The 23,920-nt window shown below is 39.4% G+C and carries 20 protein-coding genes; 16 read left to right on the top strand and 4 right to left on the bottom strand.

Annotation, left to right across the window (positions count from 1 at the left end; genetic code table 11):
* The first annotated feature begins 18 nt into the window (after positions 1-18).
* The 6 genes from glnA (at position 19) to KI375_RS15140 (ending at position 9,192) form a co-directional block, all read left to right on the top strand.
* The gene (gene glnA / locus KI375_RS15165; protein WP_212974312.1) at positions 19-1,344 is read left to right on the top strand and encodes a type I glutamate--ammonia ligase; all 1,326 of its coding nucleotides are present in this window, start codon (positions 19-21) and stop codon (positions 1,342-1,344) included.
* 132 nt (positions 1,345-1,476) lie between these two features.
* On the top strand, positions 1,477-2,799 hold the full coding sequence (locus tag KI375_RS15160) for an ammonium transporter (protein ID WP_212974311.1): 1,323 nt from the start codon (positions 1,477-1,479) through the stop codon (positions 2,797-2,799).
* Positions 2,800-2,965: 166 nt separating this feature from the next.
* Entirely contained in the window at positions 2,966-4,045 is a 1,080-nt protein-coding gene (locus KI375_RS15155) for a carbamoyl phosphate synthase small subunit (RefSeq protein WP_212974310.1), read from the top strand.
* The gene (gene carB, locus KI375_RS15150) at positions 4,032-7,226 is read left to right on the top strand and encodes a carbamoyl-phosphate synthase (glutamine-hydrolyzing) large subunit (RefSeq protein ID WP_212974309.1); all 3,195 of its coding nucleotides are present in this window, start codon (positions 4,032-4,034) and stop codon (positions 7,224-7,226) included. The genes KI375_RS15155 and carB overlap by 14 nt, the downstream gene beginning before the upstream one ends.
* Positions 7,227-7,454: 228 nt before the next feature.
* Positions 7,455-8,447 carry a DUF294 nucleotidyltransferase-like domain-containing protein gene (locus KI375_RS15145; protein WP_212974308.1) on the top strand — a complete coding sequence of 331 codons (993 nt, stop codon included), beginning with the start codon at positions 7,455-7,457 and terminating at the stop codon, positions 8,445-8,447.
* Positions 8,437-9,192: an exonuclease domain-containing protein gene (locus KI375_RS15140; protein ID WP_212974307.1), complete on the top strand. Its 756-nt coding sequence runs from the start codon at positions 8,437-8,439 to the stop codon at positions 9,190-9,192. Before KI375_RS15145 ends, KI375_RS15140 begins: the two co-directional genes overlap by 11 nt.
* Before the next feature lie 215 nt (positions 9,193-9,407).
* On the opposite strand, the gene hisF is transcribed toward KI375_RS15140, so the two are convergent.
* The 3 genes from hisF to KI375_RS15125 form a co-directional block, all read right to left on the bottom strand.
* A complete protein-coding gene (gene hisF, locus KI375_RS15135) occupies positions 9,408-10,184 on the bottom strand; it encodes an imidazole glycerol phosphate synthase subunit HisF (RefSeq protein ID WP_212974306.1) in 777 nt (258 codons plus the stop codon).
* Positions 10,185-10,199: 15 nt separating this feature from the next.
* Positions 10,200-10,799, bottom strand: a complete 600-nt coding sequence (gene hisH / locus KI375_RS15130; RefSeq protein WP_212974305.1) for an imidazole glycerol phosphate synthase subunit HisH — start codon at positions 10,797-10,799, stop codon at positions 10,200-10,202.
* 170 nt (positions 10,800-10,969) lie between these two features.
* A complete protein-coding gene (locus KI375_RS15125) occupies positions 10,970-11,737 on the bottom strand; it encodes a MerR family transcriptional regulator (RefSeq protein ID WP_212974304.1) in 768 nt (255 codons plus the stop codon).
* A 124-nt stretch (positions 11,738-11,861) separates the two neighbouring features.
* Between KI375_RS15125 and mutM the strand changes: the two genes are divergently transcribed.
* The 10 genes from mutM (at position 11,862) to map (ending at position 21,177) form a co-directional block, all read left to right on the top strand.
* A complete protein-coding gene (mutM, locus tag KI375_RS15120) occupies positions 11,862-12,671 on the top strand; it encodes a bifunctional DNA-formamidopyrimidine glycosylase/DNA-(apurinic or apyrimidinic site) lyase (RefSeq protein ID WP_212974404.1) in 810 nt (269 codons plus the stop codon).
* A gap of 17 nt (positions 12,672-12,688) precedes the next feature.
* A complete protein-coding gene (locus KI375_RS15115; protein ID WP_212974303.1) occupies positions 12,689-13,531 on the top strand; it encodes a deoxyribonuclease IV in 843 nt (280 codons plus the stop codon).
* Positions 13,532-13,585: 54 nt separating this feature from the next.
* Positions 13,586-14,464, top strand: a complete 879-nt coding sequence (locus KI375_RS15110; protein ID WP_244852677.1) for a putative RNA methyltransferase — start codon at positions 13,586-13,588, stop codon at positions 14,462-14,464.
* Positions 14,465-15,049: 585 nt separating this feature from the next.
* Positions 15,050-15,619, top strand: a complete 570-nt coding sequence (locus KI375_RS15105) for an ECF transporter S component (protein WP_280528649.1) — start codon at positions 15,050-15,052, stop codon at positions 15,617-15,619.
* A gap of 87 nt (positions 15,620-15,706) precedes the next feature.
* Positions 15,707-17,224, top strand: a complete 1,518-nt coding sequence (locus KI375_RS15100) for an ABC transporter ATP-binding protein (protein ID WP_212974302.1) — start codon at positions 15,707-15,709, stop codon at positions 17,222-17,224.
* On the top strand, positions 17,199-17,981 hold the full coding sequence (locus tag KI375_RS15095) for an energy-coupling factor transporter transmembrane component T family protein (protein WP_212974301.1): 783 nt from the start codon (positions 17,199-17,201) through the stop codon (positions 17,979-17,981). Before KI375_RS15100 ends, KI375_RS15095 begins: the two co-directional genes overlap by 26 nt.
* 302 nt (positions 17,982-18,283) lie before the next feature.
* Positions 18,284-19,177 carry a LysR family transcriptional regulator gene (locus KI375_RS15090; RefSeq protein ID WP_212974300.1) on the top strand — a complete coding sequence of 298 codons (894 nt, stop codon included), beginning with the start codon at positions 18,284-18,286 and terminating at the stop codon, positions 19,175-19,177.
* A 234-nt stretch (positions 19,178-19,411) separates the two neighbouring features.
* Positions 19,412-19,927, top strand: a complete 516-nt coding sequence (locus tag KI375_RS15085; RefSeq protein ID WP_212974299.1) for an acyl-CoA thioesterase — start codon at positions 19,412-19,414, stop codon at positions 19,925-19,927.
* Positions 19,928-19,959: 32 nt separating this feature from the next.
* On the top strand, positions 19,960-20,331 hold the full coding sequence (locus KI375_RS15080; RefSeq protein WP_212974298.1) for a hypothetical protein: 372 nt from the start codon (positions 19,960-19,962) through the stop codon (positions 20,329-20,331).
* Positions 20,332-20,430: 99 nt separating this feature from the next.
* Positions 20,431-21,177, top strand: coding sequence for a type I methionyl aminopeptidase (map, locus tag KI375_RS15075; protein WP_212974297.1), 747 nt, complete (start codon positions 20,431-20,433; stop codon positions 21,175-21,177).
* A gap of 596 nt (positions 21,178-21,773) precedes the next feature.
* On the opposite strand, the gene KI375_RS15070 is transcribed toward map, so the two are convergent.
* Positions 21,774-23,804: a beta-galactosidase gene (locus KI375_RS15070; RefSeq protein WP_212974296.1), complete on the bottom strand. Its 2,031-nt coding sequence runs from the start codon at positions 23,802-23,804 to the stop codon at positions 21,774-21,776.
* Positions 23,805-23,920: the final 116 nt, after the last annotated feature.

The raw sequence follows: 23,920 nt of genomic DNA, 5'->3' as shown, positions 1-23,920 counted from the left end.
TTATATAGGAGGAATATGATGAATAGAGAGACGATTATGACGATGGTGGAAGAACAGAATGTAAAATTTATTCGCCTGCAATTTACGGATATACTAGGTACCGTTAAAAATGTGGAAATTCCGGTCGACCAGATGACAAAGGCCTTAGATAATAAAATGATGTTTGATGGTTCTTCTATCGAAGGATTTGTCCGAATTGAAGAATCGGATATGTATTTATACCCTGATTTAGATACATTTGTTATCTTTCCATGGACGGCTGAAAAAGGAAAAGTCGCACGCTTGATTTGTGATATTTATCATCCGGACGGAACCCCTTTTGAAGGGGACCCACGTAATAATCTCAAGAGAATTCTTCGCGAAATGGAAGAACTCGGATTTACAAATTTTAATGTAGGACCTGAACCAGAATTTTTCTTATTTAAGTTAGATGAAAAAGGACAACCGACGATGAACCTAAATGATCAGGGAGGCTATTTTGATTTAGCGCCAACAGATTTAGGGGAAAATTGTCGACGTGATATTGTACTGGAATTGGAAGAAATGGGATTTGAAATTGAGGCTTCCCATCATGAGGTTGCGCCAGGGCAGCATGAAATTGATTTTAAATATCAAAATGCCGTTAAGGCGTGCGATGATATTCAAACCTTTAAACTTGTGGTAAAAACAATCGCACGTAAACATGGACTGCACGCCACCTTCATGCCCAAGCCATTATTTGGAATCAATGGGTCGGGAATGCATTGTAACCTGAGTCTTTTTCAAAAGGGGGAAAATGTTTTCTACGATCCCAATGGCTCATTAGAGCTTAGCGATACAGCGAGAAGCTTCTTGGCAGGAATATTAAAACATGCAGAAGCGTTTACCGCGATTACAAATCCAACCGTTAATTCCTATAAGAGATTAGTTCCAGGTTATGAAGCACCCTGTTATGTAGCATGGTCTGCTAAAAACAGGAGTCCGCTTATTCGTATTCCTGCTTCCAGAGGCCTGAGCACACGTGTGGAAGTGCGGAGTGTCGATCCAGCAGCCAATCCCTATTTAGCGCTGGCTGTATTATTGGCAGCAGGGTTAGACGGGATTCGCTCGCAATTGACAGCTCCTGAACCGGTTAATCAAAATATCTATGCCATGACAAAAGAAGAGAGAGAGGCAAATGGTATTCCTAATTTGCCGGCCAGTTTAGATCAAGCTTTAGTGGCATTACAAACGGATGAAGTGATGGTTCACTCTTTAGGCGACCATCTACTGGAAAACTTTGTGGAAGCCAAGCAAATTGAGTGGGATATGTTCCGTACTCAAGTTCACCCGTGGGAACGAGAACAATATATGACGCAGTATTAACGTTATTGATGATAGGAGTCCCTGCAACTGGGTTGGACAGATCGTAAATAATAGACTGATAGAAGTGCATGTTTATGAATGAAGGGGGGAAACTCGGTCACATCTATAAAGGAGATAAAGGGAGGAATTGGGATGGATGACTTATTTTTTATAAATAGTGTCTGGGTAATGTTAGGTGCCATTTTAGTTATTTTCATGCAGGGTGGTTTTATTCTATTGGAAGCAGGATCAACAAGAATGAAAAACGCAGGCCATATTGCAGGAAAAACCATTTTCTCTTTCGGTATTGCTTCTCTCGTTTTCTGGGCAGTGGGATATGGATTTATCTTTGGAGATAACGGGAATTTTTTTACGGGATTTACAGATTTCTTTTATTCCGGCTATGAAGTTGCCGGAAATATGTACTCAACACCAGCATTCTTTATCTTTCAAATGGCTTTTGCAGGGGTTTCGCTCGCAATCGCCTTTGGTGGATTTGCCGAACGAGCAAAGTTATCGGTCTATCTTGTGTTTGCCATTTTATTCTCAGCTTTTGTATATCCAGTGATTGCGCATTGGATTTGGGGAGGCGGATGGCTGTCAGAACATGGAAAGCAAGATTTTGCTGGTTCAACAGTTGTTCACTTGTCAGGTGCAATGGCTGCATTAGCCGCAACTATTCTGCTAAAGCCCCGCATTGGAAAATATAATGAAGATGGGACGGCCAATACGCTTAGTGGTCATAACCAAGTTTATACAGCATTAGGTGTTTTAATTCTATGGATTGGTTGGTTTGGATTTAACGCTGGAAGTACCTTGGGGGTCGAAGATGGATTTTTTGGCTTTGTCGCGTTGAATACGAGTTTAGCGGCAGGTGCTGGAGCCGTTAGTGCTATGTTAATTTCCTGGGTTATGCTAGGTAAGCCAGAGGTAACGACAATGCTAAATGGGACGTTGGCAGGACTTGTTGCCATTACCGCCTCCTGTGCATTTGTTGAAACATGGGCAGCAATTGTCATTGGGTTTGTTGCAGGCATCATTGTCTTCTACAGTGCTAGATTTTTTGAGAAAGCTAGAATTGATGATCCGATCTTTGCTTTATCTGTCCATGGAGTTGCAGGGGTATGGGGCACGCTATCAACAGGTTTTTTTGCAACACCAGAATTAGCAAGTGTAGGTAGTGCCGGTTTATTCTATGGTGGGGGTTTTACACAGCTTGGTGTTCAATTATTGGGTGTCGTTGTTTCTGGAGCCTATGCGTTTGTCGTTTCATGGTTCTTCCTTATCATCATAAAAAAAGTATTACACGGTTTGCGTGTGACAGAAGAACAGGAGCTGATTGGTCTTGATGTCAGTGAACACGGTAGCTATGGCTATCCAGAGGCCTTTCTAAAGAAAGAGCTACAAACAGACAGAACCAACCACCATGCCTTGGAATTACCGGTTACCCCATCTCACTTTACTCCTAGAGAATAGTAGAGAGTAAGTGGAGCTCTATGATATAGATTTTAATCATGTAACTCATCAGTCTAGTATTGGTGGGTTACATCTATGCATTTTGAAATCATTCCTACATCAACTCGTACAATCATATTGTCAAAGAATATCAATCAGCCAGCAGTGTGGACCGGAGGGAAATAAATTGAAAACAGGTTTCTTAAGTTTGGAAACGGGAGAACAATTCAAAGGGCAGTTAATAGGGGATTTTCATGGAAGCTCAGGAGAAGTGGTTTTTCATACGAGTATGACAGGTTATCAAGAAATTTTGACAGATCCTTCTTATATGGGGCAAATTGTTGTATTTTCATATCCTCTAATTGGAAATTATGGAGTAATGGATGGATTTAATGAGAGTCAAAGACCTTATATAAGAGGAATGGTGGCTGGAGAAATATGTACTGAGCCAAGTCACTTTGCTCATACAGGAACCTTACTCGATCTACTTGATCAATTTAACATTCCTGTTCTAACAGGGGTAGATACAAGGGCAGTAGTCAAAACCATCCGTAATAAGGGGAGCGTTCAAGGTGTAATTTCGGATCGACCTTTAGAAGGATTTTCTTTCGAAGCAGAAAATAACTTTTTTGAACATGTAACAACACGTAAAATAGAGCAGTTTGTTAATCCGGGGCTTCATATTGTATTACTGGATTATGGTTATAAAAAATCAATCGTGGATTATTTGTTGAAATGTCATTGTAGAGTGACCATTGTTCCCTATCATGAACCATTAGAGCGGATCTGCGCTATGCAACCTGATGGGATTGTCATCAGCAATGGTCCTGGGAACCCTATAGATGCTACCCGCCATCTACCTAAGATCAGAAAACTGACAAATCTATACCCGACAATGGGGATTTGTCTTGGCCATCAATTAATCGCCATGGCATATGGGGCAAAAACAACGAAACTTCCATTCGGCCATCGTGGGGGAAACCATCCAGTAAAAGACATGAAAACAGATAAAGTCTATATAACTTCGCAAAACCATGGATATGTCGTGCTAGATCAGAGCATTGATCATACACAGTTTAATATTTCGTATAAGCATATTAATGATGGAACGATTGAAGGGCTCGTCCATAAAGAAAAACCGATTATGACGATCCAGTTTCATCCTGAAGCTCATCCAGGACCTCAGGATACAGAGTTCATCTTTAATCAGTTTTTACAACAAATGATACCATCCAACAGGGGAGGTGTGTCCTATGCCATTCAATAAGGATATAAAAAAAGTATTTGTGATTGGTTCGGGACCGATCGTGATTGGGCAAGCGGCTGAATTTGACTATGCAGGTACCCAAGCGTGTATGGCGTTGAAAGAACAAGGCATTGAAGTGGTATTGCTCAATAACAACCCCGCAACGATCATGACAGATGAACAGATGGCTAACCGTATTTATATTGAACCAATCACGATCGAGACAGTTGAAAAAATACTCCAAATAGAGCGCCCTGATGGAATTATTGGTACATTAGGGGGACAGACGGGATTAAATTTAACTGTCCAACTTCATCAGCATAAAATATTAGAAAAGTATCATGTTCAGTTATTGGGAACATCTGTGGAGGCGATCCAAAAAGGGGAAGATCGGGAGCAATTTAGAAACTTAATGATGGAGATTCAGGAGCCGATTTCTGAGTCGAAAATCGTCGACAGTATTGAAGAGGGTTTATCGTTTGTGAAAGAGGTAGAATATCCTCTTATTGTTCGACCCGCGTATACATTGGGAGGGGCAGGAGGTGGATTTGCCGAAAATGATGAGGAATTGAAGAGTATATTAACAAGTGGTCTTTCTTTAAGTCCGATTCATCAAGTCCTTGTTGAGCGTAGCATCAAAGGGTGGAAGGAAATAGAATATGAGGTTATCAGAGATGACAATGACACTTGTATCATTGTATGCAATATGGAAAATCTCGATCCAGTAGGCGTGCATACAGGGGATTCGATTGTTGTCGCTCCTACCCAAACACTATCCGACGTTCAATACCAAATCCTTCGAAATGCTTCATTAAAAGTTATTCGGGCTTTAGGTGTCATTGGCGGCTGCAATATTCAATTTGCCCTCGATCCTAACTCCAATCAATACTATATTATAGAAGTAAATCCAAGGGTAAGTCGTTCCTCTGCATTAGCTTCTAAAGCTACAGGATATCCAATCGCCAGGATCGCAACTTTATGTGCGCTAGGCTATCATTTGGATGAAATCTTCAATCCGATTACAGGAAATACCTTTGCTTCATTTGAACCGGCCCTTGATTATGTTGTTGTTAAGCTTCCCCGTTTTCCTTTTGACAAGTTCCCTGATGCCAACCGGCAATTAGGTACACAAATGAAAGCAACCGGCGAAACGATGGCCATTGACCGGTCATTTGAAGGAGCGTTAAATAAAGGATTGCGTTCATTAGAATATAAAGCTTATGGTCTTTCCCATCCGCTGATCAAAACACAATCATCTCTTGAATTACAGCAGCATATGGAAGAAGCAACCGATCTACGATTATTTGCCATCGCAGAAGCTATTCGAAGAGGAATAGCACTTGATACAATTCAAGGAATGATTGCATTGGAGGCCATCATCCAGCCCTATTCCATTTCTGAACTTCCTTATGCACTGTTCAAACAGGCAAAAAAATGGCAATTGAGTGACCGATATATTGGCGAGTTAACTGGATGTAGTGAAAAACAAGTTCGAGAGCAAAGAAAAGCGCTGGGACTATCCCCAGTTTTCAAACAAGTGGATACATGTGCTGGTGAATTTGAGGCAGAAACTCCTTACTATTATTCAACATGGCAAGGGACGGATGAAGTAGAAAATTCTGATCGAAAAAAAGCAATGGTTCTTGGTTCTGGACCGATTCGGATTGGGCAAGGGATTGAGTTTGACTATTGTTGCGTGCATGCCGTTCTTGCATTAAAAAAACAAGGCTATGAAACAATTGTGGTGAATAATAATCCAGAAACAGTAAGCACTGATTACTCGATTGCTGATAAATTATACTTTGAACCATTAACCATAGAAGATATTCTGCCTATTATTCAAAAAGAAAAGCCAGAAGGTGTGTTTATTCAGTTTGGCGGTCAGACAGCTATTCAATTAGCAGTAGAATTACACAAAGAAGGCATCAAATTATTTGGGACTAAACTAGAAACCATCGATATACTGGAAGATCGACGACAATTTTACCAGCTCTTAGATCGACTAAATATCTCCCATATTGAGGGGGAGGTAGCGCATTCGTTGGCAGATTTAAAAACGATTGCAAATCAATTGGGTTACCCCGTCCTCGTTAGGCCATCGTATGTGATTGGTGGACAGTCCATGTTAGTTTTATATAATGATGATGAAATCGATCAATATATTTATCAAAAGCATTCTATGCATGACTGTTCTTGGCCATTATTAATCGACCAATATATACCTGGATTGGAATGTGAACTGGATGGAATCAGTGATGGGGAACGTATTTTTATTCCAGGGATTTTTGAGCATATTGAACGAGCAGGTGTACATTCTGGGGATAGTTTAAGTTTTTATCCACCCCAAACGTTAAGTGCCTTGCAAAAGAAGCAAATCATCACGTATACAGAGAAAATTTGTAGAGAAGTAGGGATAATTGGAGTACTAAATATTCAATTTGTTATCCATGAAGATCGAATCTATTGTTTAGAAGTGAATCCGAGAGCTTCAAGGACAGTGCCTATTCTCAGTAAAGTGACGGGAATCCCGATTATCGATCTGGCTGTGGCTGTTCAGTTAGGAGCAGTTTTAAAAAAAGCAGGGTTAGCAGAAGAACCCACATTTACTGCTGTGAAGTCATCGATATTTTCTTTTAATAAATTAGATCATGTTGACCCAGTACTAGGTCCAGAAATGAAATCAACAGGTGAGATATTGGGACTTGGCTTAACGTGGAAGCACGCATTGAAGAAAGCCCTTATGTATCAACAACCCGATAGGGGAAACAGTAGTCAACCATGGACGATTTTTTGTTCTGTATCGGATCGGGAAAAAGAGGCGTGGTTATCTATACAGAAAGATGAATGGGCAGCTGCAAATTTGAATTTGCTCGCTACCAGGGGTACGGCCCAGTTTTTACAGCAGCATGAAGTGGATGTCGTCTTCGTTGAAAAGGATAAAACCAGCTTAGAGCAATTATTTAAAGAACAAGGATTTGCTGGCGCTGTCATCATTCCAACATACGGCAACGAAAAAAAGAAACTTGGAAGTCTTATGAGGGAATTGTCATTACGTTATCATATTCCATTATTTACTTCTGTAGATACCTTTCGAGCTTTCATGGAATCACTCCATGTTAAAGAAGAAACGATTTTATCTCTGGATGCATATAGAAGTGAAACTTCAATCAGTGAAGGGGTTCCTTCATCACCCTCTGATTGAAATCGATCAAAGGCTAAGATCGCAACACGTATTGCAACGCCTTTGTGACCAATATCGTGTGGGCCTGAACAAATCGGATTTTTACTAGGTTGATCCCCCACTTACAATTCTAGGTTTTTCTGCTAATTCTTGAAGTGGGGATCTTACAGTCAGTGAATGCGGGATAGTTTCCAACAGGAGAATGAGCGAGGAGCGCTGGAGTTGACCGAATAAAGGAAGTGTCTAAGGATGCAGGATGTCTGTGCTAACTATACATCAATCAAACAATGGATCGATGCTAATTTTGTAGTTTATCAGAGCCAATCTGATACATTACAAGATTTTCATGATTATGTAACAAAGCAAATATTTGATGTAACCTTAAGGGAGATGACGAGAGATCATGGAATTCCTCCGTGTCGGTTTACCTGGTTTGTTACGGGGAGTTCTGGAAGATGTGAACAGGCATATCTTAGCGATCAAGACCATGGCATTGTATATACCTGTGAGAATAAAGATAGCGCTACTTATTTCCTTGAACTTGGAAGACGACTTACGACAAGTCTACAATGGATCGGTTATCCACTTTGCGAAGGGAATGTCATGAGCTCCAATCCATTATGGTGCAAATCGTTAAAAGAATGGGAAGCACAAATTAACCAGTGGTTCAAGGAAGATACATGGCAGTCATTTCGATATGTATTAATTTTCTTTGATGCGAGAGCGATTGATGCAAATGATCGTATTATTATTAAGTTAAAGAAATTGCTTCTTAAAAAAGTTCAGGAATATCCATATTTATTAAGAAGACTGTATGAAAATACGAGCTATACAATGAAAGCAATTGGGCTATTTCATCAATTTTTACCCATTCAACATGGTGCATATACGGGATGTATTGACCTAAAACAGCAAGCATATCTACCCTATGTGAATGCCATTCGGTTACTAGCAATAAAAGAGAATATTTTTGATTCTTCCACATTGTCTAGAATGAAATCTCTCTCTACCTATGAGGAGTATAAAATGATACTACTGATTCATCAGAAGAATTTTCGCAGATTAATGAAGTATCGTTTAAAATATTCTGTGGGCTTCAAGTATGAAGATGCTCGATATCTGAATGTACGAAATTTAAATAAGCAAGAAAAACATGAAGTAAAACGAATCTTAACAGATCTAAATAAATTGCTTCGATTTGTAGAAGCGAATGTTGGATGGGTGTCTAAAAATGAACGTTAATCCGCTGATTCAATGGTTCAAACAAATCAATCGAAGGTGGACTTCGGCTATGTATACGCCATTCATTGGAAAAAATACCGCCCAGCATCTTGCTTATGTAAGAAATTTACAAAAAGAGTTGGAAGGAGAAAAAAGCTTATATATTCCGCTCCAGCAAATGGACATCGTCATATTTGATATAGAAACAACCGGATTTTCTCCAGAACAAGGCGATCAAATTCTTTCCATCGGTGCAGTGAAGATTAATCATCATTTAAGGGAAGAGAGGGAAACTTTTTATTCCCTCGTCCATTATAATCAAGCTCTTTCGCAGGATATTCAAGATTTGACGGGGTTGAGAGAAGACGATTTAAAAAAAGCCCCGCTTCTTTCTGATGTCCTTATTCAATTCTATCAATTTGTACAAACAAGTACCCTAGTTGATCATCATGCGGTACATGAGAAAAGGTTTTTACAGTATTTTCATTGGAAATTATTCAAAAAGGTTTGGACACACAGAATTGTCGATACATCCCTTGTGTTTAAACTGATTGAGACGGATCATGATTTGATTACACTAGACGAGTATTGTCAATACGCAGGAGTTAAAGTTGTAAATAGGCATCATGCATTGGAGGATGCACGAATGACAGCTGAACTATGGTGTTTTTACGTGGAAAAGCTCAATGAAGTAGGTTGTTTAACTTTGTATGATATATATGAGCAATTGGCCAAGAAGGGAAGAGATCATCCAGCTATTTTTTGAAGGAAAAAGAGGTTCAGTTTAAAAAGTGGATATCTGAGGCTTATTTCTCATGCACATAAAACAACTTAAAATTAATGTTTCTCGACTAATCGTAGGAAAGAGGCTGAGACCAAAGGAAAAAAGTGTGTGTTCCCGCTCCGGGAGTATACTTCGCTAAGGGAATGAATTGTTCATTCTTTAGTTTAACATTTGAGTTTTGTCCCAGCCTCTTCATTCTATACTACTCGTATAGGAATGTTAGCTCCCTGTAAATAGGATTTGATTTCTGTTACGGTCAGTTCTTGATAATGTAATAAAGAAGCAACTAAAGCTGCATCTGCATGCCCGTTTACAAACACATCTTGTATATGAGAGACATGGCCTGCTCCTCCTGATGCAATAACAGGAATACGTACTGCTTCCGTAAGTGCCTTCATCAATTCAATATCATAGCCGTTTTTCATCCCATCCCGATCGATACTTGTACAAACAATCTCACCAGCTCCAAGCTCTTCTGCTCGTTGCGCCCATTCAATCGCATCAAGTCCACTTGTTTGATGGGCAGAATGGGTATACACTTCCCAACGTAGCATCTGATTATCTTCACTTTTTATTGGCTTTGCATCCAGAGCTAGTACGACGCATTGTTTGCCAAAGATATCAGCTGCTTCACTTAATAATTCTGGGCGATTGACAGCTGCTGTATTGACACCAACCTTATCTGCTCCAGCTCTGAGTACTTGTTTAAAGTCATCGATGGAGCGGATCCCTCCAACAACAGAAAAGGGGATATAGACATTTTCGGCTACTCGGCGGATCCAATCATATCTAACCTCATGCTGATGTAAGGAAGCAGTCGTGTCTAGATAAAGAATCTCATCTGCTCCTTGTTCAGCGTATTTCTGCCCTAGTTCCGCAGGATCGCCAATAACCGTTGGGTTGCGAAATTGCACATATTTGACAGCTTGCTCATTCGCCACATCAATAGCTGGAATGATTCGTTTTTTTAACATAGAAAAGTGTCCCCCTTAGAAGTGTCCGCAAAAATTTTGTAGAAGTGTTAATCCAGCTTCAGCACTTTTTTCTGGATGAAATTGTACACCGACAACATGGTCTTTGCCAATAATTGAGCAAAAGTCATGTCCATAATCTGTTGTCCCAATCTTGTCCGTTTCTCGAGCTGGGGAAACGAAGAAAGAATGAACAAAGTAAAAGTCAGTGCGATCAGGAATTTGCTGGAAAATAGGATGCTGCTGAACCTGATGCACTTCATTCCATCCCATATGGGGGACCTTAACCTTTTTTTGAAAAGGGAGAACATCTCCAGGGAAAATGGATAAGCATTCTGTTTCATTTTCCTTACTATATTCCATTAATAGCTGCATGCCTAGGCAAATACCGAGAAAAGGGATATCGTTATCAATGCTTGCTTGAATCGGCTGATGGAGTCCTTTTAATTGAATAATCTTCATCGCTTGCTTGGCATTCCCGACACCAGGAAAGATTAGCTTATCTACTCCTTTGAATTCAGAAGCTTCACTGATTAATTTTGTTTGGTAACCTAATTTTTTTATCGCTTTCTCAACACTATGTAAATTTCCGGCTCCATAATCAATAATCCCAATCATATTTTCCCTCCAAGAACTATTTTAGCATAACACTATTATACCTTTAATACGCTAATATAGTAAAGAGATAATTAAAAAAATAGCTATTCCTTATAATGGATGGAAGTTGAAATTGTCCCCTTTCAATTCATACATAAAGTATTGAAAGGGGATGGTAAATAGCTGTCTGATCACTTTTTATTTTTTTTCAGAAAAACCTGTATCGCATCGCGAAGAAGTTCAGCAGCTCCATCTCCAATTTTGTCATAATAAGCTTGGAAACGTTCATCTGCAACATACATTTCAGCAAGTCCAGCGTGAGCCTCTTCTGAATAGTTCGACCAGGAATACAGGAGCCACTCTTTATGTTTCGCTGCCGCTTGTTGGGCTAAATGGGAGTGTGGATCACCTAGAGCAAGTGCTTGCTGCAAAAGTATTGAGAACTCTTTTTCCAACGTTTGCATAGCGGTGTAGTCCTCTTCAGACATTCCGCGTAATTTTGCATTGGACGCATCAATGGTATGCTCCCCATATTTCTCGCGGATTTCTTCGCCATATTTCTCTTCATTTTCTTCAATCATTTTTTCCTTAAAAGCGGAAAATTTCTCTTTATTCGTCATTGAATATTCTCCTTTCTCATGTGCAATTGTCTTTTCAAGCATTTGGAGCAATTGGTCTAAATGGACCCGTTTGTGCACGAGCTGTGCATAATGCTGCTGTAAGGCCACGGTTTTATCAAATTGAGGGTCATTTATAATCGACACGACTGTATCTAAATCAACATCAAGTTCGCGAAAAAAACGAATTTGTTGCAAGCGATCAATCTCATTCTGCCCGTAGAGGCGATAACCGGAGCTATTGATTCTAGCTGGCTTCAGCAAATTGATTTCATCGTAATAGCGCAGGGTTCGTGTGCTGACTCCAGCTAATTTTGCCAATCTGCTAATGGTGTATTCCATTCATATCACCTCCTGATGATCCAATCATAAACCTTTACGTAACGTCAAGGTCAAGCGGAACTTACTTATTTTTTCCCTAGGTTGAGGAATAATGAGAAGATATAATGAAAATGGAGGATTACATATGCCAGAATTACCAGAAATGGAAAATTATAAGCATTTATTACAAGATAAAATTCAAGAGAAGAAAATTACTGCAGTGGCGATTCAACGTGAAAAATCGATCAATCTACCAGCAGAGCTATTTATCGAAAAAGTGTCGAATCAACAGATTAAAGGGGTGAGCCGTCGAGCTAAATATTTGATTTTCCATTTGCAAAATGGTGATCATTTACTGTTGCATCTCATGCTTGGCGGCTGGTTATTTTACGGGAAAACGGATGAAAAGCCAAATCGCACCGTCCAAGTACAACTAAGTTTTGGTGATCAGCATCTATATTTTATTGGGCTGCGATTAGGGTATCTGCATAATCTATCAACTGAGCAGCTGGAGGAAGAGCTAGAACCACTTGGACCAGAACCGCTTGATCCGAATTTCTCTCTTGATACCTTTCTAAAGCTACTTCAAACAAAAAGAGGCTCTTTGAAAACTGCGTTGATCGATCAGAAATTTATCGCGGGAATTGGCAATCGTTATTCAGATGAAATTCTCTGGCATGCCGGGTTGTTGCCAGAAAGAAAAGTGACTGAACTGGATCAAGCAGAAAAGGTTCGTTTGTTTCAATCAATCCAAACGATTTTACGGCAGGGGATCCAATCAGGAGGCTATATGGATGAACCTTTTTATCAAGGTGATCCAAAAACAGGGGGTGCGAAAGAAAAAATGTATGTACATGATCGTGAAGGGCAGGCATGCCCACGTTGCGGGAAGTCGATCGTAAAAACAGAAATTTCTTCGCGAAACACCTTTTATTGTCCAGATTGCCAAAAGTAAGATAGGAGGAAGTGTGAATGAAATTTGGATGTCATCTTTCAATTAAACAAGGCTATATAGGAGCGGCTAAGCAGGCTGTTGCAATGAATGCATCAGCTTTTCAATATTTCCCTAAGAATCCGCGCAGTCTTGGTATCAAGAACTTTAGTAAGGAAGATACAGAACGCTGTAAAATCTTTTGTAAAGCAAACGGCTTGATATCTGTCAGTCATTCACCTTATCCAAGTCATTTAGTTCCCCATAGTCAACAAAAGCGGCAAAATGTGATCGTTTCCTTGTTGAATGATCTGGAAATCGCGGATGCTTGCGGTTCAGTAGGTGTTGTCGTTCATTTTGGCAAGCCGCTTAATCAGGCTGATCCACTCAAAAGCTATCAATTGATGATACAAATGCTAGATGATATTCTTCAACAATGGGATGGAGAAGCGAAACTTTTAATCGAAAATAATGCGAACGTGCCTGGAAGTATGGGAACAACCTTAGAGGAGCTTGTGCAAGTCCGGACACTTAGTCAATATCCAGAAAAAATTGGCTTTTGTTTCGACACTTGTCATGCTTTTGCCTCAGGATTATGGACAGGTAAGAATTGGCAGGAGGTGTTGGATAAGGGACTAGCCATCGGTTACTTTGAAGAACTAGAAGTGATTCATTTCAATAATTCCAAATATCCAACCCGCCTCGGTAAAGACAGACATGCCCCGATTTTTGACGGCGGTTTTATCAAGGAAGATCAATTTGAACAACTGATAAGAACCCCGCAGTTGCAAGATATCCCTTTTATTTTAGAAACACCAAAGGAAGAATGCCCGCACGAACAAGAGATTCAACAACTACGGGAAAAATGGGGAGATGTGGAATAAAGCGTCCATTTATACTAAACTGAAGAGAAGAAAAGAGATGGAGGAGTGGCTTGATTGAAAAAAAGTAAAAAAATTCAAAGTGCGGAGCATGTGTCTGCACTAGTCTCAGCCTTCAAATGTCCAATTTGTGGTTCTTCCATGGAGGTTGAGGGGCTTAAGAGTCTTGTGTGTACGCGGCATCATACATTTGATTTTTCCAAACAAGGGTATCTTTATTTATTGCCACATTCTGTTAAAAGTCAATATGAAACAGAACTATTTGCAGCAAGACAGAAGATTATTATGGAAAGTAATCTATATACCTCCATCCATCAGGTGATTGCTCGACTGATTCAAACATATATCGATGTACCAGATACTCTCATGATTGATTTAGGGTGCGGAGAAGGCTCGCATTTACAAAAAGTTCTGGATGAATCAATAGGTTTACAGCTGAATGGGATCGGTCTTGATATTTCCAAAGAGGGGGTCAGCATGGCAGCGAAACAGTATGAACAACCGATTTGGCTAGTTGGAGATTTGGCCCATTTGCCGTTAGCGGATCACTCGGTCCATATCATCCTAAATATTTTGTCCCCTTCCAATTATCAGGAATTTAAAAGAGTTTTAAGCCAAAATGGACTCGTGATAAAGGTCGTTCCACGTGCTAATTATTTAAAAGAATTACGTGAAGCCTTGTTTGTACAGGAGGAAAAGAGGGAGTACAGCAACGAAGATACAATCTCCTTATTTCAAAAGCACTTTCACGTTGTGGAGAAGATTCGTTTCCATGAGACAAAGAAGCTTACGAAGAATGAGCTAGAAAATTTGGTGAGGATGACCCCGCTCTCATGGTCAGCAGCTCCCGATCTTAAGGAAGCATTCATGGAACACTCATCCCTTGACATCACAATTGATTTAGATATTTTGGTAGGAAAGCATATCGGTGAATAGTATGTACAATCATGATTCACTAAAAGACCGAATGATGCTGTAACATCAAACGGTCCATGTAATAGAATTGCTTTTAAAGGCGATCAGCACATGCTCATCTGCTTGTTAGGCTGGGACATTATTGAAATGTTAAGCTTCAAAAAGAACAATGTATTCCCTAGTGGAGAAATAATTATGGATCAAAAAATAAAACACGAACGTTATTGTAATTCAAATATTTATTGTAAACTTCAAAACAACGGTGTATAGGCTCTTACGTTGTGTTTACAGACTTTATTACAAGTTATATTGAACAAAATAGTTTTTTACAAATGGGATTATGAAATTGATTCATATAACTAAATTTTAAGAAAAAATTGCTTCCTCTCTTAAACTATTGTATAGTAAGGCTAATTACATAAAAGTCCGTCACGGGTGCTTGAGGAATCAGGCTGAGATTGTAGCTATAATCCGCTACTGACCGTTAATCTGATCTGGGTAATGCCAGCGTAGAGAATGATCAATTGATCACAGGGCCCTTCTCGCCGTCTGCGCATTTTTAGACGGCTTTTTTGTATTTTTTAAAAAAGAAGGGGTTGGAGAAGGTTGAAGAAATTAAAATTTACAGATTTATTGATTACTGTCATGCTTGGGGTTGTCTTTGGGATAACGATGAAATTTTGGGATGATTTATACACAATGATTAAGCCAATGCTGCCAGTTGCCCGGCAATTACTTTACGGAATGTGGTTTATGGTTGGACCATTTGCTTTTCTACTTATTCGCAAGCCAGGTGTTGCTTTACTTGCAAGTATTGCGGCGGCAGGACTATCCGCCTTCATTGGGCATGGAATTGAAGTCTTGATTTATGGATTTATACAAGGGCTAGGTGCCGAGTTATTATTTGCTATTTTTCGATACAGACGTTTTGGAATGGTCATTGCTGGATTAGCTGGTGTTATGTCTTGCGCCGCAGGCTTCTTGTTAGATTTGTTTTATGGATACGCGAATCTTGAGGCATGGGCACTTTTCGTCAAATACGGATTACGTGTGATAAGTGCCTTCCTATTTACTGGCGTATTTGCCTATTATATTGTTCTAGCATTAGAAGCCACAGGTGTAACGAATTTGATTCGCCCTGTTGCGAAGGAAGAATATACAGCATTAGATAAATAGGTAGAAAACAAGCGATCAGTTAGCTGGAAGCTAAGTATGAGCTTAACTATGCACTAGATTGATAGCATGGAAAAAAGGAGTCGGCATATGGAAAAACAACAAGACACAAATGCGCTTGCAGTCACAAATCTCCGTTTGAAATTTCCAAACGAACAATCTCTCGTATTTAAAGATCTATCCTTTTCGGTTTCCTTGGGGGAGAAGGTCTTATTACTTGGCCCAAGTGGCTGTGGAAAATCGACCTTGCTTCAAGTTTTGAGTGGAATTATACCTAATTCAATTGAGGTTCCACTTAAATATGAGGCAATCCAATTACCCGAATCATGGGGATTTGTTTTTCAAGATCCTGATACGCAATTTTGTATGCCATATGTGGATGAAGAGCTTGCATTCGTATTGGAAAATCTCCAGGTTCCCAGAAGCGAGATGGATGAAAAAATTCAAACAGCACTTGCAATGGTTGGGTTACAGGGACTTCCTATTCATACCCAGATTCATGATTTGTCACAAGGGATGAAACAACGATTGGCGCTGGCCTCAGTGTTATTACTTCAACCAGAGGTATTATTTCTTGATGAGCCATCGGCTTTATTAGATCCTGATGGGGTAAAACAAATTTGGCAATCAGTCCAAGAGGTGGCGGCAGAGAAAACAGTACTAATTGTCGAGCATAAAATTGACCAGATTGCTGATTGGGTCGACCATGTCGTGCTTTTTAAAGACAATGGAGAAATCCTAGCAGAGGGCTGCCCGGAAGATATTTTCCGCTTTTATAAACAGGAATTGATTCAATATGGGATTTGGTATCCTCAAGTTTGGAAAGAGTATTTACTGTCACCAGATTATGTAAGTCTTCAAACAGCGAGAGAAGAAGAATGTTTAAATCGTGCGGCCGCGCAGCCAGTGATTAAGCTTGATGAATTTAGCGGTTACCGAGGCAAAGAAGTAAAAATCCGAATCCCTAAGGCTGAGGTAGTTCCAGGGAGTTGGATCGGCATTATTGGAGAAAATGGAGCGGGGAAAAGTACGTTTTTATTAGCCTTAATGCAATTATTGCATACAACAGGTCAATATGAGCTAGAGGGAAAAAATATTCAATGGAAAAAGCGTAAAAGGACTTTGCCAGCTGGCCTTTCGCTCGTTTTTCAAAATCCTGAGCTCCAATTTGTGACGAATTCGGTTGTGGATGAACTTGCTTTTTCAGAACGATTAAAGGGAGCGGAAGAAGATATACTACAAAGAAAAATTCAACAAAGGATGGAACAATTTCAGCTTCCACCGAATGAAAAACGTCATCCTTTCCAATTATCAATGGGGCAAAAGCGACGCTTAAGTGTTGCCACTGCTTTTGGGACAGGAGAGAAGGTGTTAATACTAGATGAACCAACGTTTGGACAAGACGCGAAAAATACCTTTATGCTTCTGGAACAATTGGAGAAGCTACGTAAGGAAGGGACCACGATTATCATGGTGACGCATGATGAGCAGATTGTTGAACATTTTGTTACCGAGGTTTGGAGAATTGATCAAGGGGTGTTAGCTGAAGTTTTCCAACAAAATCCTCGAAAGGAGCGAGTTTATGCAGGAGCTGTTCACTCCAATTAAAGAAACATGGATTTATCGAGTAAATCCTGCTTTAAAATTTGTGCTATTCTTTCTCCTGTTGCTTATCGTTCTTTTTCAGCGAAATCTCCCATTTGTTTTTCATTTAACTGTTCTATATGGCATCCTTCTATACGGATGGAGTGGTTATTCTTGGAAAAAGTTAAGCCTTTTTTCGATCCCGATGGTTCTATCTTTTTTTTCATCTGCCTTAACGATGATTTTATTTGGCAAAGGAGTACATGTGTGGTGGTCTTGGGGCCTTATAAAAATTTCTGAAGAAAGCATCTATCATGGTTTGTTATTGGGGTGCAAAACCCTTTGCTTTGGGATGATTAGTTTAACATTTTTATTGACCACCCGTCCAATTATGCTTTTTTATGCCTTAATGCAGCAATGTAGGCTTACACCCAAATATGCTTATAGCTTCATTGCATCGATTCGATTGTTGCCGATGGTTGTAGAGGAACTAAAGACACGTTCAGATGCTCTAAAAGTCCGAAGGGTGCATTTTTCAGGAGGCATAAAAGGGGGATATGAGCGTTTGCGGATGTTTATGGTGCCTTTATTTGCCCAAAGCATTCGTCGAGCCCAAAGGGTTGCTGTTGCAATGGAAGCGAAAAGATTTCAAATGAATGCAAGCCGAACATATTATTATCCTACCATCTATACAAAAATGGATATCGTATTTCTTACGGTTGTTGCCATTTCGTTGTTTTCAGCTTATTTTTTCATTGGCATTATCCCTTATAAAATATAAAACAAATACTCAAAGCTTATGTTTCGCTCATACTAAGGGTAAAATCATCTTGGTTCTGGTTTAGAAAACTTTAAAATTCTTAGCTTGTGGATATCTAGTTTATGTCGTGATTTTAGTCTGCCGCCAGGACGGTGCGAATTTTATCATTCTTCCTAGATCAAGACGCTTTTATTCAACCATTTTGCCAAAAAATGTCTGATCGTTTATAGTACGGTAGTACATTCCTTCAAAAAGAGGCTATCAACCTTTGCTATATAGTGAGGAAAGGATTTCCTAAAACAATTAAACAGGCGGTGGTTATTGTGAAAACGCAACATCTACGCTATTTTTTGGAGGTGGCGCACACTAGAAATTTTACAAATGCCGCAGAAAATTTATATATTACTCAGCCAGCATTAAGTAGAATTATTAAGTCCTTGGAAGAAGAGATAGGAGCACCTTTATTTATTCGATCGCGAAAAAAGTTACTGTTAACAGATGCTGGGCACGTCTTAGAAAAGCATGCAAGGATCATTCATCAGCAGATTGATCTCCTGCATACAGATCTTGATTATTTATTGACATTGAAGAAAGGTCATATTCGTATTGGACTACCTTCAATTATTAACTCATTCTTTTTTTCAGAGATTTTGTCTACTTTTCATCAGAAATATCCCGAAGTGACGTTTCAATTGGAAGAAGATGGTTCAAAAGGAATTGAGGAAAAAATTGTCCATAACCAATTAGATATAGGTGTCGTTGTATTCTCAGGTAAGGGAGAAAACATAGAGTATTTTACTTTCGTCAATGAAAAACTGAAATTATTTGTACCATCTTCCCATCGACTAGTTGGTGAGAAGAATGTGGCATTAGAAAAATTAAAGACAGAGAAATTTATTATGTTTAATCAAGACTTTGAGATGCGGAATCTTGTTTTAACAGCATGTGAGCATGCTGGATTTCGTCCGGAAATTATCTCTGAAACATCGCAATTAGATTTTATCGAAGAAATGGTTGCCTACAACCTAGGTATTACATTATTGCCAGAAAGTACAGGTAAAGAACTAACAAGCGAAATTAAAACCATCCCAATTGTTCATCCCACTATTGAATGGAATTTGGCACTCATATGGAAAAAAGATGATTATCTTTCTCCACTTACAAAAGAATTTATCCAATTTGCGAAGTCAAAGTTAATGCGGATAAAACATACATAGAATGAGTTAGCCACTCTGCACGTATTCGAAAAAGTAGCTGTTCAAAACCAGTTTCATGGATTTTGAACAGCTTTTTTTATGGAATGCTGCTACTTAAATGAGAGCGATTCCATGTAAAAATGTTATAGAGGCTATGAATGAATGGCATTTTACGAATATAGTCGACAGGATTATAATCATCGTTATGCGAAGGGGATGAATCCTTTTCTTTTAAATTGTTATAGGGTGGTATGAATGGAAGCTAAAAAAGTGAAAGAAACACGTGTAGTTCAAACAGATCAAGTTTTGATTAATGATTTGAATAATTATCATACATTATTTGGTGGCGTACTGATGAAGAAAATGGATGCTTGTGCGACACTTTCAGCTAGAAGGCATGCGAGAGTCAAAGAATGCGTGACTGCGTCAACAGATTCTGTTAATTTTATCGACCCTATTCGTCAATCAGATTCTGTCTGCATTGAATCCTTTGTAAGCTATACAGGAAGAAAATCAATGGAAATTTTCTGTAAGGTGATTGCAGAAGATTTAGAGACAGGCTTTCGTAGAATTGCCACTACAGCCTTTCTAACCTTTGTGCCATTAGGTGGGGACAAAAAACCACTGGAAGTCGCGAAAATTATCCCAGAAACAGAAGAAGAAAAATATTTGTTTGAAACAGGAAAAGAGCGAGAACAAATTCGCAAACTAAAAAGACAAAAAAATAAAGAACTTGTAGAAAACTTAGTGTTAACAAAGCCATGGGATTAACCAGGAAATAATGAAAAAAGGAGATCAATAAAATGTTAGTAGCACCATGTTTACATGATTTAATGCAGGCAAAATATGAAATTGAGAATTTAAATAAAACTAGGCCGACACTATTTCATAAATTTATAAATATCATTCAACTGACTCGTCAATTGCATTATAAATATCAATTGATGGGAGCCATGATTATGGATGAAGACCCGAGTGAATTTATTACGAATACACATAACGATTATGTATTCTCCGTCTACAAAGCAGAAATTGATAAATTAAAAGCTGATCATACATTTCAAATTCTCAAACAATTTTTAGCAAGGAATAAAGAAATGAGCTATGGACATATTTGTAAATTAGCATTAGGCATTCATCCAAGTGTATTGGTTGGTCCAACGTTTGTCCGTTAGGGCCTAGTTTCAAGAGCGATCGTTTTTTCCATTTGTATTCGTTGACAATCAATATTAAAATGAATAGAGAGGTTTTAGGAAAAATGAGGTGGAAAGACGATGATTACATTAAAAACTGAAAGAGAAATTCAATTAATGCATGAAGCGGGTAAAGTATTGGCTGCTTGTCATAAAGAGATTGCAAGGCTTGTGAAGCCAGGAGTTACGACAGCAGAAATAGATCAGTTCGTAGAGAAATTTTTAGCGGAACATGGAGCTACTCCAGAGCAAAAGGGGTATAAGGGATATAAGTATGCCACCTGTGCGTCTGTCAACGATGAAATCTGCCACGGTTTCCCACGTAAAACACCGCTTAAAGAAGGCGATCTTGTGACCGTTGATATGGTGGTTAACCTTAACGGCGCTCTAGCTGATTCAGCATGGAGTTATGCGGTAGGGGAGGTTTCTGAAGAAACGAAAACATTGTTGGAAGTCACTAAAAATGCTTTATATAAAGGGATTGAACAGGCTGTAATCGGAAATCGCTTGGGCGATATTGGTCATGCGATTCAATCTTATGTAGAACCAGAAGGCTTTTCCGTTGTTCGAGAATTCACGGGGCATGGCATCGGCCCGACTCTCCATGAGCCGCCACAAATACTCCATTACGGTCTAGCTGGAAAAGGTCTGCGCTTAAAAGAAGGCATGGTCATCACAATTGAACCAATGGTAAATGAAGGTGTCTGGCAATCGAAAATGGATGATAATGGCTGGACGGCGAGAACAATGGATGGCAAGCGTTCTGCCCAATATGAGCACACATTAGCGATTACGAAGGACGGTCCTTTAATCCTGACAGAACAATAAGAAACGACGGAGTGGTCACATAGCAGCTGCATAAAGCTCTATGTGACCATTTTTATGTCTTTTTATTGCCCGGGCTGCCACGACCGTAACGCTAATGATGTTTCATGGAGAAAAGCGTAAGGGCGGGAGTATCGACCGTAACGCTAATGATCATTTAAAGAGAAAAGCGTAAGGGCGGGAGTATCGACCGTAACGCTAATGATCATTTAAAGAGAAAAGCGTAAGGGCGGGAGTATCGACCGTGCCGGTAATGATCATTTAAAGAGAAAAGGGTAAGGAGGAGAGCATCTGCCGTGCCGGTAATGATCATTTAAAGAGAAAAGCGTATGGGCGAGAGCATCTGCCGTGCCGGTAATGATCATTTAAAGAGAAAAGCGTAAGGGCGAGAGCATCGACCGTGACGTTATTGATCATTTAAAGAGAAAAGCGTAAGGACGATGACCACGGCCGTGTTGTTAATGAATTTATAAAGAGAGAAGCGTTAGGATAAAAGCAATTCGAAAGTGCCAGAAATAAAAAGAACTTGCCACAGCGGTCGCCTTGGCAAGTTAAGCAAAATTTAGATAGATTTCCTATTTCGTAGCTTCAGAGAACTTTTAGTCACTATCAGTTAAAATCATGACAGCATGGGCTTCAATTGATACGATTCCATTGACTGTTTCACCAGTAAGAAGATCACGTTTTTGCTCGTTTCCTAATTCAAACTGGCTCGTTTTATCATTATGATTCATAACAAATAAATAATCTCGGCCCTCTTTAACCCTTTTCGAGACTTCCACCCCAGATTCGGATGTTAATAGTGGTTTAATCTCTTTATCTGCACAGAGATCCGCAATGAGCCCTTTTAAAAATTCGCTATCTGGACTGGAGGCGATATACCAGGCTTCTCCAGAGCCAAATTGATTTCTAGTTACAGCTGGCATCCCTTTGTAGAAATCATTTCCATATTCAGCTATAACCTCAGCTCCCTCAGAATGGATGAGGTCGAAAAGAATATTGCATGTATATTCCCCATTTAAATGATTTGTTTTATCTTTCATGACGATACGATTATATATATCTGGATGGAGAGCATCAATTTCTTCAGACCAAATGCCCAATAGCTTCCTTAATTTTCCGGGATAGCCACCTGTTGTCACAAGATCATTTTCATCGACAATACCGCTAAAGAAAGTTGTCGCAAAAGTACCGCCATTCGCCACAAATTTTTCTAGTTTTTTATGATAATCCTCTTTGACCATGTATAGAACTGGCGCAATGATAAGGTCGTATTTGTCTAGATCCTCTTCAACGCCGATCATATCAACCTGAATGTTTTGTTGATAAAGAGCATCATAATATTTATGGACTTCCTTTACATAATCTAATGCCACAGATGGGCCGCTTGTTAAATCGATACCCCAGCGGTTTTCCCAATCAAAGACAATCGCTACCTTCGCTTCCACACGTGCATCAATTATTTGCTCAGAGAGCTGTCCTAATTCCTTGCCTAAAGCGGCTGTTTCTTGGAAGACGCGAGTATGCTCATGTCCTACATGCTCAATCACAGCCCCATGAAATTTCTCCGCTGCTCCAATAGACCGGCGTAATTGGAAAAACAACACCGTATCAGCCCCACGCGAAACTGCCTGATAACTCCACAATCGCATCACTCCTGGACGTTTAAGCGAATTATAGGCCTGCCAGTTTTGTTGACTAGGTGTTTGTTCCATTAACATGAAAGGCTTTCCACTTTTGAGCCCTCTCATCAGATCATGCGTCATCGCCGTCATGCTTATTGGTGTATCTATGGAGGGATAATTATCCCATGAAACGACATCCATCTCTTTTCCCCACTTGAAATAATCTAATTCTGGATAAAGCCCCATTAGATTTGTTGTAATCGGGATATCTGGCGTATACTTACGAATAGTCTCCCTTTCAATTTTAAAACAATCTAGTAAACTATCTGATTGGAAACGTCGATAGTCAAGAGAGATCCCTTGGAAATTGGTGCGATTGCCGTCCCATTCTTCACTCAATACATTTGGTGGGACTATTTCATCCCACTCGTAGAAGGTATGTCCCCAAAACGCAGTATTCCAAGATTGATTCAATGCATCGATAGACTGGTAGCGCCCTTTTAACCAATCACGGAATGCTTCCGCACAGTTATCACAATAACAATATCCTCCATATTCATTATTAATATGCCAAATTAAAACAGCGGGATGATCTTTATATCGTTCAGCAAGCTTTTCCACCATTCTTTCCGAATACATACGAAATGTTGGACTATTGGGACAGGAGTTATGTCTTCCGCCAAATTTACGCTTTCTCCCATTGTAATCCACACGTAAAACATCGGGATGCTTTTTTGCCATCCAAGCAGGATGTGCGGCAGTACTTGTTCCTAAACAAGTGTAAATTCCATTTTTATATAGACGATCGATTGTCGCATCTAATCCGGAAAAATCATACGTATTTTCATCTGGTTGATTATGAGCCCACGCAAACACATTTAAAGTTGCAACATCTATACCTGCTAACTTAAACATACGAACATCTTCATTCCAGACTTCTTCATGCCATTGCTCTGGGTTATAATCGCCCCCATACCATATCTTAGGTAATGTCTCGTTTATCATATTTTTCCACCTCTTCCATAATTAACCCCATCTTAGCTCCTCTATCTGAATCAGTCAACGAAAAAATCGAAACGTTTGGATAAAGGAAGATCTTTTTAATTAAAAAACACTAGAAT

It is taken from the genome of Bacillus sp. J14TS2, assembly GCF_018333015.1.
Lineage (GTDB): Bacteria > Bacillota > Bacilli > Bacillales > Bacillaceae_C > Lederbergia.
The sequence above is the reverse complement of the archived record's forward strand: the minus strand, read 5'-3'. Positions and strand labels throughout refer to the sequence as shown.